Origin of the sequence: Microbacterium phyllosphaerae (genome assembly GCF_050628115.1) — a bacterium.
GTDB classification, from domain to species: Bacteria; Actinomycetota; Actinomycetes; order Actinomycetales; family Microbacteriaceae; genus Microbacterium; species Microbacterium phyllosphaerae_A.
The window spans coordinates 108,642-120,596 of record NZ_CP192502.1; the positions used below are offsets into that span (position 1 = coordinate 108,642).

The 11,955-nt window shown below is 67.2% G+C and carries 13 protein-coding genes; 1 reads left to right on the top strand and 12 read right to left on the bottom strand.

Annotated elements, in window-relative coordinates; translation table 11 throughout:
* Positions 1 to 17 precede the first annotated feature (17 nt).
* Positions 18 to 1,412 (bottom strand): cell division protein PerM, encoded by a 1,395-nt coding sequence (locus tag ACQ4LY_RS00445; protein ID WP_431074049.1) that lies wholly within the window; start codon positions 1,410 to 1,412, stop codon positions 18 to 20.
* A 91-nt stretch (positions 1,413 to 1,503) separates the two neighbouring features.
* Between ACQ4LY_RS00445 and ACQ4LY_RS00450 the strand changes: the two genes are divergently transcribed.
* Positions 1,504 to 2,961, top strand: a complete 1,458-nt coding sequence (locus ACQ4LY_RS00450; protein ID WP_431074051.1) for an NCS2 family permease — start codon at positions 1,504 to 1,506, stop codon at positions 2,959 to 2,961.
* A 92-nt stretch (positions 2,962 to 3,053) separates the two neighbouring features.
* On the opposite strand, the gene ACQ4LY_RS00455 is transcribed toward ACQ4LY_RS00450, so the two are convergent.
* From ACQ4LY_RS00455 to ACQ4LY_RS00505, 11 genes are all read right to left on the bottom strand, one after another.
* A complete protein-coding gene (locus ACQ4LY_RS00455) occupies positions 3,054 to 3,431 on the bottom strand; it encodes a DUF2510 domain-containing protein (RefSeq protein WP_431074053.1) in 378 nt (125 codons plus the stop codon).
* Positions 3,425 to 4,174, bottom strand: coding sequence for a hypothetical protein (locus tag ACQ4LY_RS00460; protein WP_431074055.1), 750 nt, complete (start codon positions 4,172 to 4,174; stop codon positions 3,425 to 3,427). Before ACQ4LY_RS00460 ends, ACQ4LY_RS00455 begins: the two co-directional genes overlap by 7 nt.
* On the bottom strand, positions 4,174 to 4,485 hold the full coding sequence (locus ACQ4LY_RS00465) for a hypothetical protein (RefSeq protein WP_431074057.1): 312 nt from the start codon (positions 4,483 to 4,485) through the stop codon (positions 4,174 to 4,176). The genes ACQ4LY_RS00460 and ACQ4LY_RS00465 overlap by 1 nt, the downstream gene beginning before the upstream one ends.
* Positions 4,478 to 5,017: a hypothetical protein gene (locus ACQ4LY_RS00470; protein WP_431074058.1), complete on the bottom strand. Its 540-nt coding sequence runs from the start codon at positions 5,015 to 5,017 to the stop codon at positions 4,478 to 4,480. The genes ACQ4LY_RS00465 and ACQ4LY_RS00470 overlap by 8 nt, the downstream gene beginning before the upstream one ends.
* A 29-nt stretch (positions 5,018 to 5,046) precedes the next feature.
* Positions 5,047 to 5,343, bottom strand: a complete 297-nt coding sequence (locus ACQ4LY_RS00475; protein WP_056309118.1) for a WXG100 family type VII secretion target — start codon at positions 5,341 to 5,343, stop codon at positions 5,047 to 5,049.
* Positions 5,344 to 5,450: 107 nt separating this feature from the next.
* Positions 5,451 to 6,353, bottom strand: coding sequence for a succinate--CoA ligase subunit alpha (gene sucD, locus ACQ4LY_RS00480; RefSeq protein WP_056508436.1), 903 nt, complete (start codon positions 6,351 to 6,353; stop codon positions 5,451 to 5,453).
* Positions 6,354 to 6,371: 18 nt separating this feature from the next.
* Complete coding sequence (sucC, locus tag ACQ4LY_RS00485) at positions 6,372 to 7,538, bottom strand: ADP-forming succinate--CoA ligase subunit beta (RefSeq protein WP_056309122.1); 1,167 nt, start codon at positions 7,536 to 7,538, stop codon at positions 6,372 to 6,374.
* Between the two features lie 139 nt (positions 7,539 to 7,677).
* Positions 7,678 to 9,015 (bottom strand): hypothetical protein, encoded by a 1,338-nt coding sequence (locus ACQ4LY_RS00490; protein WP_431074059.1) that lies wholly within the window; start codon positions 9,013 to 9,015, stop codon positions 7,678 to 7,680.
* Between the two features lie 7 nt (positions 9,016 to 9,022).
* Complete coding sequence (locus tag ACQ4LY_RS00495) at positions 9,023 to 10,111, bottom strand: S8 family peptidase (RefSeq protein WP_431074060.1); 1,089 nt, start codon at positions 10,109 to 10,111, stop codon at positions 9,023 to 9,025.
* A gap of 125 nt (positions 10,112 to 10,236) precedes the next feature.
* Positions 10,237 to 10,659 carry a hypothetical protein gene (locus ACQ4LY_RS00500; protein WP_431074061.1) on the bottom strand — a complete coding sequence of 141 codons (423 nt, stop codon included), beginning with the start codon at positions 10,657 to 10,659 and terminating at the stop codon, positions 10,237 to 10,239.
* Positions 10,660 to 10,722: 63 nt separating this feature from the next.
* The gene (locus ACQ4LY_RS00505) at positions 10,723 to 11,952 is read right to left on the bottom strand and encodes a S8 family peptidase (RefSeq protein ID WP_431074062.1); all 1,230 of its coding nucleotides are present in this window, start codon (positions 11,950 to 11,952) and stop codon (positions 10,723 to 10,725) included.
* Positions 11,953 to 11,955: the final 3 nt, after the last annotated feature.

The window sequence follows — 11,955 nt, forward strand, 5'->3', positions numbered from 1 at the left end:
ACGCCCCGACCCGTGTGTCAGCGCAGCGGATCGTCGGGGTCGCGCTTCGGCAGCCGGAAGCCGCCGTCGTCGCCGAGCGTTGCGGTGTCGAATGCGGAGGGAGCCCCCGGCCACGTCGTCGCGGCGGGCACACGATCCGTCGAGTCGTCGAAGGCGAGGTCGGATGCGGTCATCTCGGCGACCCATCGATCGGTGCGCTCTTCGGCGAGCTCGTCGCGGTGTCGCGGCGAGAGCAGCAGGATCGCAGCGCCGAGCAGCACCTCGCCGCCCAGTGCGAGAGCGAAGGGCAGCACGGCGGGTCCCGCTTCGGCGAGTCGCCCCGGTCCCATCGATCCGCCCGCCACTAGGGCCGCCAGCGCGGCGACCACGGCCGTCAGCACCCCGATGCCGCCGGCGATCGCCGCCCGCGGTCCGGTGCCGAGAGGTGTGCCCTCCCAGACGAGGCGGGACCGCACGGCCCATCCGGCGAAGGCTCCGGCGCCGATCGGAAGAAGGATCACGATCAGCATCCACATCGAGGTGGCCTCGGGCAGCAGCCCGAGCACGGGGATGCCCGGCACGACCCCGAGCTGCGTGCCGGCGGGAGACACGGCGGTGCCGACGCCGACGGCGAACCCCGGTCCGGCGAGCCAGGATGCCGCCCAGACGATGATCGTCGGCAGGTACGCGAGGTGTCCGAGCGTGATGACTCCCGCTCCGAGGGCGTCGACGCGCGCCGCCTGGAACAGCGCGACGACCTCGCCGCCGCGGGTCAGCGTCATGAGGGCCACCGCGAGAGCGGAGACGGCGGTCACTCCGACGAGGGCGAAGGCCGCTCCGCGCACGGCGGCACTCGGCACGGGGCCCCAGTCACCCCAGGAGTCGACCACGTCGTGCACCCGATCGAGGAACCCGCCGTCGCCGTCCTCCCACGCGATGCGCACGGCACCGCAGACCGCGCCCACGAGGTACACGGCGGTCGGCAGGAGGATCGCCGGCACGAGGGCGGTCTGGGCCGCCGAGAGGGTCGAGGTCAGCGCCACGCCGGTTGCGATGATCCCGAAGGTCAGCGCACCCGAGAGTGCGCCGAGCAGCCACGCGCCCGCGCGCGCCGCACGCGCTCCTGACCGTGCGGCGAACAGCAGCGTGAAGAGCAGGAAGGCGAGCGGGGTCACCGAGAGCGTGAAAGCGGCGGCGGCCGGAGCGATGCCTGTCGCACGCAAGACGTCGGCTGTGACGTCGACGTCCAGGGGCACGCCGTGGCCGAACTGCCACAGCGTGCCGGTGAGCGGCCAGAGGGCGCCCCAGTCGGCCGTGACGCCGAACGCGAGCGTCCAGAGCAGCGTGAGCGGCGCCAGCAGGACCACGAGACCGACCGCCGCGGCGATTGCGGCATCGAAGGCGGCGAGGAGCGCGACGAGGAGGCGTTGCATATCGAATCGAGACTACGACGAGAACCCTGTCGTCCCCTGGGGGCGCGCGCGACTCGGGCGACACGATATCGTCTCCAGCGGAGGTTTCCCGATGACAACTGCCCCGTCCCCCACCCGCTCAGAGGCCGAACCCAAGAACGCCCTGGACCGCTTCTTCGAGATCAGCAAGCGCGGATCCACGATCGGCACCGAGATCCGAGGGGGTCTGGTGACCTTCGTCACGATGGCCTACATCGTGATCCTCAACCCGATCATCCTGTCCGGCTCGGCCGACGTCGCCGGCGACACGCTCGATTTCAGCGCCGTCGGCGCCGCCACCGCGTTGACCGCAGGCATCATGACGATCCTGTTCGGTCTCATCACGCGCCTACCGTTCGGCTTCGCCGCCGGCCTCGGCATCAACGCCTTCGTGGCGTTCTCGGTCGTCGGTCAGGTCACCTGGCCCGAGGCGATGGCTCTCGTGATGATCAACGGTCTCGTCATCGTGCTTCTCGCGGCGACCGGCCTGCGGAAGATGATCTTCGACGCCGTCCCGTTCCAGCTGAAGATCGCGATCACGGTCGGCATCGGCCTGTTCATCGCCTTCATCGGGTTCGTGAACTCCGGCTTCGTCACCGCGACCGGCAGCGCGTCCCCGCCCGTGGGCCTCGGCGTCGGAGGATCGGTCGCGACCGTGCCCACCGTGCTGTTCATCGTCACGCTCATCGTCACCGGCGTCCTGGTCGCGCGCAAGGTCAAGGGCGGTCTGCTCATCGGCCTCGTCTCAGGCACCGTCCTCGCGGTGATCGTCGAGGCGATCTGGCACCTCGGAGCAGCTGCCGACGGCAACGCGGGTGGCTGGGGGCTCACGGTCCCCGCCCTCAGCGGATCGCCGTTCGGCCTTCCCGATCTGAGCCTGGTGGGCGCCGTCGACTTCAGCTTCGACTTCAGCAAGGTGAGCCTCGTCGCGATCGTGATGATCGTCTTCACCCTCGTCTTCTCGAACTTCTTCGACGCCATGGGCACCATGACCGGTCTCGCCAAGGAGGCCGATCTCGCGAACGAGAACGGCGACTTCCCGCGCATCAAGTCGGCGCTGGTCGTCGAAGGTGTCGGCGCGATCGTCGGCGGCGGCACCTCGTCGTCGTCGAGCACCGTGTTCATCGAGTCCGGAGCGGGCATCGGAGAAGGCGCGCGCACAGGTTTCGCCAACCTGATCACGGGCGGCATGTTCCTGCTCGCGATGTTCCTCACGCCGCTCACCTCGATCGTCCCGACCGAGATCGCGGCCGCCGCGCTCGTGATCGTCGGCGCGATGATGATGGCGCAGATCAAGTACATCGACCTCACCGAGTTCGACGTGCTGCTGCCCGTGTTCCTGACGGTGACCGTGATGCCGCTGACATACTCGATCGCCAATGGAATCGGCGCCGGCTTCGTCAGCTGGGTGCTCATCCAGGCGCTCTCCGGCAAGGCCCGCAAGATCAGCCCGCTGCTGTGGATCGTCGCCGCCGGCTTCGTGATCTTCTTCGCCCGCGGACCGATCGAAGCGCTGTTCGGCGTCGCCTGAGCGACGAGGAAGATCGGAGGGGCGGATGCGCGTCGCATCCGCCCCTCCGTCGTGTGCGGGACCCGCCGCGTCACCCCTCGCGCAGTGCGGTCTCAGCGGATCGGGTTCAGCCCGAATGGCGGCGGCGCGTCCGGGGCGAGGAGCCGGCGGTATCCCGAGAGCCGCGCCTCGAAGACGATGCTGACTACGATGAACGGCAGCGGCGCGAGGAACCAGATGAGACCGTAGCCGCCTGTCAGGCTCATGACCACGGTCACTGCCACCCACAGGCCGGCCAGAACCCAGAAGGCGGTGGCGAACAGGCGACCCCGGCGTAGGAACGTCGTGCCCGTCTGGCGTGAGTCCGTGCCCGACGATGAGCGGACCACGAGGTCGTCGGTCCATGCGACGCCGTTCCACCATCGGAGCATCGAGGGGGTGAGCGAGATCGCGTACCAGCCCACGGAAGGGGTCAGGGAGGGGATCACCATGCGAACCGCGAATTGGGCCACTCGGTGATCTCTGCTCCGCTCAGAACGCCCGTCAGAGTGTCGGCTCGTGACTGTGACGCCGGCGAGGTGAGCAGCATGCCGATCGCCGACACGATGACGCCGATGACGCCGATCACGAGTCCCACGATCGCGCCGACGCCGGTCACACCCGTCGCCAGCGTGACGGCGACACCCGCGACCGAGACGCAGTATCCGATGGTCGCGAGAAGGTTCTCGGAGTACCAGGAGTCCTGCGACGAGGCACTGTCTCGTAGCACCCGGATGAGCGCATCGATCGGCGCGACGAGGTCGGACACCTGGTCGCGCTGCTCGTAGAAGGCCTCCGAGTAACGGTCGACGATGGGCGAATCCCATGCGGCGTCCTTCAGTCCGTCCATCTCCGAGATGTCGGCGTCGTCTTCGAGTCCCGAGAACGCGGCACGGACTCCGGCCTCGAGACGAGTCGCCTCTTCGCGCAGCTGCGTCGGCATCCCCCACTTCGCGACCTCGTCACGCATGAAGTTCACCGACTCGCGAAGGACCGTGAGCTGGATCGTCACCGTGGTGAGTGCGGCTTCGTATGCGGCGTCCTTCGCCCAGTCGGGGTAGGGCACACCCATGAACTCGAGCCGATCGGCCGCATCGCGAAGCACTCCGGGCAGAATCCGCTCGAGGTCCGCGATGCCGGCGAGGGTGTCATCGAGGACGCGGATGATCTCGCGTCCGAGGGCTTCGGGATGCATCAGGAACCCGCTCTCTCGACGATGGCCTCGGTCTGCGCCTCGGCCTCTTCGTACGCGGAGGCGACCTCATCGAGTCGATCCGCGATCGCCTGCATCGCCCTGGACCCGGCGCTCACCTCTCGGCGGAGATGCCCCAACTTGGCAATGTAGTCGGCACGCACCTGCTCGAAGCCGGGCTGATCAGAGAAGGCCCAGGCATCGAGAGTCGACGCGAGACCGCCGTCTTCCGCCGTGAGCCTTGACGACCAATCCGTCCATCTGGCCACGTCAGAACGCAGCGCGCTGACATCGACCGCGAATCCGTCACCCATCAGCGTCCTCCCTGTCGAATGCCGCGTTCACCCGCGACTTCACCGCCGCCTCCATCTCGTCCAGAGTCGCCGTCGCATACCACCCGGCATCGAAGTGGACGGCGTCGAGACGACCGAGCCGCATGCTGACGGCCACGTCCGGAGCAGGATAGGTCCGAACGTCCCCGAAGAGGTCAGCGATCTGCAGGCTCTTCGCGATCTGCACGGGGCTCTGACCTTCGCGGTACCGGCTCAGCATCTCCGGTGTGCCCTCGACAGCCGCTGACCGCGGCATCCGGTCGATCGCGCTCTGGATGGCGTGGGTGACCGAGGCAGCGAGTTCGAAGACACCGGGAGCGGTCAGCCCGGATGCGATGCGGATATTCGAGATTCTGGAGCCGTCGACTGACGAGACCTCGACTGTCGCCGTGCTCACCTGCGAGAGTCCCTTGATCACCTGGCTCTCGATGTCCGCCATGACAGCGCGATAATCGACGATCGATTCCGTGTAGCGACGCTGCAGGGCGTCGAGTCGCTCACGTCGCTCCGACACGTTCGCATCCCCCAGCGGCGGCCGCTCGCTCATTCTGCCCCGCAGAGGTCTCGGAGCCGCTGCTCCGTGGATGTGTAGATCTCGAGGACGTCTCCCAATGCGGAGATCATCCGCTCGAGCTCCTGTCGACGCACCTCGCCGTCCTCTGCCCACGACTGCTGAGCGATCCGGAACGCCTCGGCGGCGTCGCCCTCCCACAGCTGAAGCAGATACTGCGACTCGGTGTCGAAGGTCTGGAGCGACAGGTTCAGATCGGAGAGGTCTGTGATGAGGCCGTCGATCGCAAGCTGAATACCGTCGAAGTCGACCTCGATTGTCCCCGCCACGTGATCGACGGTAGCAGATCGTCCATCGTCTGGATCAAATCAGTCGGGCCCGGGCATGAAAGAAGGCCCCGGAGTGGAGTCCAGGGCCTTCTCTTCAATCATAGCGCTTAGAGCGCCTCGACGATCTCACGCATCAGAGCAGCGGTCTCGGACGGCGTCTTGCCGACCTTGACACCGGCGGCCTCGAGGGCCTCCTTCTTGGCCTGAGCGGTACCGGCGGAGCCGGAGACGATCGCACCGGCGTGACCCATGGTCTTGCCCTCGGGAGCCGTGAAGCCCGCGACGTAGCCGACGACCGGCTTGGTGACGTGCGCCTTGATGTAGTCGGCTGCGCGCTCTTCGGCGTCGCCACCGATCTCACCGATCATCACGATCGCCTTGGTCTCGGGGTCGGCCTCGAATGCGGCGAGCGCGTCGATGTGCGTCGTGCCGATGACGGGATCGCCACCGATGCCGATGGCGGTCGAGAAGCCCAGGTCGCGCAGCTCGAACATCATCTGGTACGTCAGGGTGCCCGACTTCGACACGAGGCCGATCGGGCCCTTGCCGGTGATGTTCGCCGGGGTGATGCCGACGAGCGCCTCACCGGGGGTGATGATGCCGGGGCAGTTCGGTCCGATGATGCGGGTCGTGTTGCCCTTGCTCTGCGCGTAGGCCCACGCCTCGGCCGAGTCGCCCACGGGCACACCCTCGGTGATGACGACGAGCAGCGGGATCTCGGCGTCGATGGCCTCGATCATCGCGTCCTTCGTGAACGCACCCGGCACGAAGGCGATCGACACGTCTGCGCCGGTCTCCTTCATGGCCTCGGCGACCGAGGCGAAGACGGGGAGCTCGACGGCGTTGCCGTCCTTGTCGGTGTGCGAGACCGTGGTGCCGGCCTTGCGGGCGTTCACGCCACCGACGACCTGGGTGCCGGCCTTCAGCATGAGTGCCGTGTGCTTGGTGCCCTCGCCGCCGGTGATGCCCTGGACGATGACCTTGGAGTCCTTGTTGAGGTAGATCGACATTTCTCTAGTCCTTGTGTCTCAGGCGTTTGCGAGCTCGGCGGCCTTGTCGGCGCCCTCGTCCATGGTGCTGGCGAGCGTGACGAGCGGGTGCGCGTACTCGGCGAGGATCGCGCGACCCTCGTCGACGCGGTTGCCGTCGAGGCGCACGACGAGCGGCTTGGAGGCCGCGCTGCCGAGGGTCTCGAGAGCGCCCTTGATTCCGTTGGCGACGGCGTCGCACGCCGTGATGCCGCCGAAGACGTTGACGAACACGCTCTTGACCTGCGGGTCGCCGAGGATGACGTCGAGGCCTGCGGCCATGACCTCAGCCGAGGCGCCGCCGCCGATGTCGAGGAAGTTGGCGGGCTTGACGCCGTTGTGGTTCTCACCGGCGTAGGCGACGACGTCGAGCGTCGACATGACGAGTCCTGCACCGTTGCCGATGATTCCGACCTCGCCGTCGAGCTTGACGTAGTTCAGGCCGCTCTTCTTGGCCTTGGCCTCTAGCGGGTCGGCTGCGTCCTTGTCTTCGAGCGCCTCGTGCTCCGGGTGACGGATCTCGGAGGCGTTGTCGTCGAGCGTGACCTTGCCGTCGAGGGCGATGATGTCGCCCTCTTCGGTGCGGACCAGCGGGTTGACCTCGACGAGAGTCGCGTCTTCGCCCTTGTAGACGTCGAAGAGCTTGACGAAGACGTCGGAGACCTTCTCGATCAGGTCTTCGGGGAAGTTGGCGGCGCGAGCGATCTCGACCGCCTTCTGCTTGTCGATGCCCGTCAGCGGGTTGACCTCGACGCGCGCGAGCGCCTCGGGACGCTCGACCGCGAGCTCTTCGATCTCCATGCCGCCCTCGACCGAGCAGAGGCTCAGGTACGAACGGTTGGCGCGATCGAGCAGCACGGAGAAGTAGAACTCCTCGGCGATGCGCGCACCCTGCGCGACCATGACGCGCTTGACGATGTGGCCCTTGATGTCGAGACCGAGGATCGCCTTCGCGGCCTCGTATGCCTCTTCGGGGGTCTTCGCGACCTTGACGCCGCCGGCCTTGCCGCGACCACCGGTCTTGACCTGGGCCTTGACGACGACGACGCCGCCGATCTTCTCAGCGGCTGCCTTCACCTCCTCAGGGGTGTCGGCGACGATGCCGGCGAGGACCGGCACTCCGTACTTCTCGAAAACGTCTCGTGCCTGGTACTCGTACAGATCCACTGTGGTTCCTTCACTGGGCTGCTGTCTGGTAATTCTCTCGATGTCGAGACATCGACCAGTCGCCCAGCCTACTACCTCGAACTGAACGCTCCCGGCGGCCCAAGGGCCGCCGGGAGCGCATATCGGTATGGAGACGGGGTCAGCGCAGCGTGTCGCGGCTGCCCGCCTGGGCGGATCGCGACCGGGGCCCGGCTTCCTCGTCGTCTTCGAGCTTGGGGGCGATCGGGCCACCGAGACCGGAGCGGTCGCGACGCTTCTCGTCGTCTCCGGCTGCTCCGCCCATCATGCCCGGCGCCATCGAGCGGCCACCTGCACCTGCCGTCGTTCCACCGGCTGCGCCGGTCGCCGAGCCGGATGCCGAGCCCGCTGCTCCGAGACCGCCGGGTCCGGTCGCACCACCCATGCCGAGCAGTCCGCGTCCGGCCGTGGCCGCACCTGCACCGGCACCGCTTCCGCCACCGCCGAACAGACCGGCGCCGCCCGCGCCATTGAGCGACGCCGAGCGTGCACCCATGAGCGCCGCAGCTCCTGCGCCGCCCACGACCGCCGCGCCGAGCGTGCCCGAACCGCCGGATCCGCCGGCGAGCAGGCCTCCGCCGCCTCCGCCGCCACCGATGCCGGGGTATCCGGGCAGGGTGCCGCCGTTCGGCGAGTCGACGCTGGGGTTGGAGCCGCCGTTGCCGCCAGAACCACCGTTGTCACCGTTGTCCCAGCCGTTGTCTCCGATGGTGCCGGTGTTGCCGCCACCCGAGCCGCCGTTGCCGCCGTTGACCCAGCCGCCGTCGCCGCCACCGCCGGGAACCCACGTGCCGACCTGTGGCGGAGCCACGCTGCCAACGCCGGTTCCGCCCGGCGACGTGCCGGGACCGCCGGAGGGTCCGTTGCTGCCGACGGGAGGCACGCGCGAGTCGATGCCCTCGACATCGATCACGGGGAGCGGGACCGATGTCGTGTCCGCATCCTTGAGCTCAAGGTCGTCCACCCGGAAGTGATCGACGGCCTGGCCTGTGAGAGTCGATCGGATCTTCTTGAGCTCGTTCATCGCCGCAGTCTCGCGTTCGGCCGCCAACCTGGCTTCCTCTTGAGCGACCATCTCTCCGGTGTCCAGCACACCCCAGCCGTCGGTGACGTTCGAAAGGTTGCGGCCGGCATCAGCCAGGAAACCCTCGGCAGATGCGGACGGAAGACTGCTGAGGGCGGTGGCCGCGTCGCCGGAGACTGTCGATGTGGCGGCGTCCAACCGAACCCGCATGGCGTTGAGTTCCCTCTTGATCCGGTTGGCATTGTCTTCCATGCGGTCGAGGATGCTCTTCGCACTGCTCACCGACTCACCGCTCCAACCCGGAATCTCGCGCACAGCCTCGATCGCTTTGCGGAGCTCGATGACTGCCGCCTCGCGCCTGTCGAGATCAGGGTCGGAAAATCTCGCGCTCGTCAGCGCGCGGAGCTCGTCTTCGAACATCGTCGGCGTACACACATTGGGGTTATACAACTTCGTTCCCTCCACTCTTCTTACGGCTCGTAATGATGATGACGACGAGGACGCCTGCGACGAGCACCGCACCGCCACCGACGATCCAGGGGAGCATGACCGGCGTTTCACCGTTCACGTCCTCGGGAGTCTCGGTCGAAGGCGAGTCCATCGATGCATACACCTCGTCAAACGTCGGTACCTGCCCGTCTGTAAACAGTGGGTTTTCGTCCGGATATTGTGCCGGGTCCTCCTGAACAAGACGGGTCGCGTTGACGATTCCGTGGCCGAACGTGTCCGACCACTCCAGTTCGTGCGGGCTCGCCCCCGTGTTGCGGATGAGTGACTGCAGAAGCTGCGCAGGCGTTGCCTCAGGCCACTTCTCCTTCGCGAGCGCGAGCAGCCCGGAGACGATCGGCGTGGCCGCAGAGTTCCCCGACCATGTCGACATCCCCCAGCTGCCGTCGAATCCGACGCCCGCGACGTCGACACCGGGTGCAACGACATCGACGTCGCTATTGCGCATGTCCGAGCCGTCTCGCATTTTCGCCGCCTGCGCCGTGGCGTCCACGGAGGCGACGTTCACGACGCCGTTCACCTTGCCGAGTTCTGTATCCCATACCGTGTCGGCATTCGGAAGCGCGCCCACGATCAACACCCCCGCTCGCAGGGCGTCAGCCGCCGCCTCGGCGGTGGGTTGTGCCAGCTCTTCCGCCAGACGCGAGGACCCTCCCGACATCGAGACGATGTCAGCACCCTGAGCGACCGCGTCGTCGATCGCTGCAGCGAAGGAGTTGCCGTCGCAGTCAGCCTGCAACGAGCCGTAATAGAGGATCCGTACGTCGGGGGCGATCCCCGCAGGTCCAGCGCCACTATCCGATGTTCCGTTCCCGACGATTAGTGACGTGACGGAAGTACCGTGGCTCGACGCCTCGAACGCCGTCGGCACCGATGCGACCGGATCAGGGCACTGCTCAAGCTGCCGCACCTCTATGTCAGCGCCCCGAAGTGTCGCGACATCCGGGCTGATGCCACCATCGAGCACCGCGATCGTCACGCCCTCCCCCGTGATCCCGGCGTCATGGATGGCCGGAATCTTCATCGCATCCAGATACCAGAGCGGCCCACCGGCTGAGAAGTCCTGGGCCGAAGCCGCTGCAGGTGCAACCGCTCCAGCAAGGGCGAAAGACACCGCGAAGGCGGCAGCCGCCCACCGACGAACTGGCATCAGTAGCTGACCGAGTCGGTGTCGGCGTCCTCGGCGGCGACCGAAGAACTCTCCTCGCTGATCTGTCCGACTGGGGCGCCACCGGACTGCAACTGGGAACTCGGAGTGAGCGTGGGGTCGTCCACAATTCCCGCGACCTGAGCGAGTGTCGCCGAGAGGCTCTCTTCAGACTCCTGCTTCTGGTCAATCACAGCCTTGAGCGCATCACGGAATGCAGCCGCGTCTGCGCTGAGTTCAGCAATCATCTTCTCCAGGCCCGCTGTGTACAGCGTGGCGGACTCGAGATACGTCGAGGTCGTGTTCGTCCGCAGCCCTTCGATCTCCGTACCGCGCGACCCGACTCCGGCCGCTTCGATGCTCTTGACGAGCGTGTGGATGTTCTCGAGCATCTGCTCGAAGTCAGCACCGATCTGCGCTGCCATGATCTTCCCCTCCGTCAGGGACGCCAGCGCGTCCCACCCTCCGACGACCCATGATAGACGACGTCATGGACGGTGCACAGAACTCGTTGGCACCGAAGTGTTCTTCTCCCGGTCTCCTGGGTCGACAGCACCTCCGCGTCTTCTGCGGATGACGACGATGAGCGTCACCACAACGAGGCCCACGACCGCCCCACCACCTGCGAGCACCCACGGCAGTGCCCCCGGCCCCGTGCCCTTCTGCGCGTCCGCTGCGTCGGGCGCAGACGACTCCGGTGCCGAGTAGACCTCGTCGAACGTCGGCGCCTGGCCGTCTGTGAACAGCGGATTCTCGTCCGGATACTGCGCTGGATCCTCCTGCAGCACGCGCGTCGCGTTCACCGTCCCGTGTCCGAACGTGTTCGACCACTGCAACTCATGGGGAGCAGACCCCGTGTTGCGAATCAAGGACTGCAGGAGCTGTGACGCGGTCGCGTCCGGCCATTTCTCCTTCGCGAGCGCGAGGAGCCCCGCGACGATAGGCGTGGCCGCGGAGTTGCCAGACCAGGTGGACATCCCCCACGTGCGATCCCACCCCACGCCAGCAACGTCGACCCCCGGGGCCACGACATCGACATCGTCGTTCGTCATGTCCGAGCCGTCCCGTGACTTGGCCGGCTGTGCGGTGGCGTCCACGGAGGCCACGTTCACGACGCCGTTGATCTTCCCGAGCTCTCCTTCCCACGTCGAGTCCGCGTTGGGGAGACTCGCCACTACAACGACGCCGGCTCGCAGCGCGGCGGCTACTCCGTCTGCGGATTTCTGCGAGAGCTCTTCGACCAGTCGCCCGTTGCCGCCGGACATGGTGACGATGTCGGCTCCTTGAGCGAGGGCGTCAGCCAGAGCTGCGGGGAACGGATTACCCTCGCAGCCCTCCTGCAGCGAGCCGTAGTAGAGGATGCGGACGCCGGGGGCCAGCCCTACGGGACCCACGCCGCTGTCGGAGGTGCCGTTACCGACGATCAGCGATGTCACCGACGTGCCGTGCTGGAGTGCTTCGAAGTCCGATTCCGCCGCCGCAAGTGGATCCGGACACCCGTCGAGCTGCCGCACCTCAATGTCAGCACCCCGGAGTGTGGCGACGTCCGGGTTGAGCGCGCCGTCGAACACCGCGATCGTCACGCCCTCCCCCGTGATCCCCGCGTCGTGGATCGCCTGAATCTTCATCGCATCCATGTACCAGAGCGGCCCATCGCCCGAGAAGTCCTGCGCCGCCGCCGCACTCGGCACCAACACGACACCCAGCACACACACCATCGC